Annotated in this window: 2 protein-coding genes; both read left to right on the top strand. The window is 70.0% G+C overall.

The window, feature by feature from the left end:
• A partial coding sequence (gene eccD / locus WU80_RS24695) for a type VII secretion integral membrane protein EccD (protein WP_082462599.1) occupies positions 1–902 on the top strand: 902 nt, incomplete at its 5' end.
• Positions 880–1,406 (top strand): S8 family serine peptidase (locus WU80_RS25680; RefSeq protein ID WP_231633910.1); only part of this gene is annotated, 527 nt, incomplete at its 3' end. The genes eccD and WU80_RS25680, both read left to right, overlap by 23 nt.

Below are 1,406 nucleotides of genomic sequence, written 5' to 3'. Positions count from 1 at the left end.
CAGATGTGTATAAGAGACAGCCACTCACAGTCGCCGCGGCCGCGGCGCCTCCCGGCGGCGTGGGGTCCCCGCACGCGGTGCTCGGCTTCGGCGTGCTGACCATCGCCGCGATGCTGTCCCTGCGCTTCACCGGGCGCCGACTGGGGCTCTACACCGCGCTGGTCACCGTCAGCCTGGTCACGGCGATCGCGGCCCTGGCCCGCATGGTCGCGATGACCAGCGCGGTGACCTTGCTGACCACTGTTGTGCTGGTGTGCGTGCTGGTCTATCACACGGCCCCGGCGCTCTCGCGCCGGTTGGCCGGCATCCGGCTGCCGGTGTTCCCGTCGGCGACCAGCCGCTGGGTGTTCGAGGCCCGGCCCGACCTGCCGACCACCGTGGTCCGCTCCGACGGTGGGCCGCCGGTCCTCGAGGGGCCCGCGTCGGTCCGCGATGTCTTGGTGCAGGCCGAGCGCGCCCGTTCCTTCCTGACCGGGCTGCTGATCGGCCTGGGCGTGCTGATGGTCGTCTCGCTGACGGCGTTGTCGGACCCGCACACCGGCCAGCGCTGGCTGCCGCTGCTGCTGGCCGGTTTCAGCGCCGGCTTCCTGATGCTGCGCGGGCGCTCGTACGTCGACCGCTGGCAGGCCATCACCCTGGCCGTCACCGCGGTCCTGATCGTCGGTGCGGTGGTGGTCCGGTACGCCCTTGTGTTGCAGTCGCCCCTGGCGGTGTCGATCAGTGCGGCGATCCTGGTGTTGCTGCCGGCGGCGGGCCTCACGGCCGCGGCCGTGGTGCCGAACACCATCTACAGCCCGCTGTTCCGCAAGTTCGTGGAATGGATCGAATACCTCTGCCTCATGCCAATTTTCCCGCTGGCATTGTGGTTGATGAATGTCTATGCAGCGATCCGCTACCGGTAGTAGCAAGGTGTGGCGAGGGCGCGCGTCCGCCGCGGCCCTCGCCGCAATCTTGCTCACCTCAGGAGCATTGGCCGGCTTACCGCCCGCCTCTGCGATCTCACCGCCAACGATCGATCCCGGCGCGGTCCCGCCTGACGGTCCGCCGGGGCCACCGGCGCCCATGAAGCAGAATTCGTACTGCACCGAGGTCGGCGTCCTGCCCGGCACCGACTTCCGGCTGCAACCGAAGTACATGGACATGCTGAACTTGCAGGAGGCATGGCAGTTCGGCCGCGGCGCCGGCGTGAAGGTGGCCGTCATCGACACCGGCGTCAGCCCACACCCGCGCTTCCCGCACCTGATCCCCGGCGGGGATTACGTCATGGGCGGCGACGGACTGTCGGACTGCGACGCGCACGGCACGATCGTGGCCTCCATGATCGGGGCCGCGCCGGCCAACGGCGCCGGGGTGCCGCCGGCCGCACCGCGCCGGCCCGTGACCATCCCGACCCTGTCTCTTATACA

The organism is Mycobacterium sp. UM_11, assembly GCF_001414075.1.
In the GTDB taxonomy this organism is placed as follows: domain Bacteria; phylum Actinomycetota; class Actinomycetes; order Mycobacteriales; family Mycobacteriaceae; genus Mycobacterium.
The sequence above is the reverse complement of the archived record's forward strand: the minus strand, read 5'-3'. Positions and strand labels throughout refer to the sequence as shown.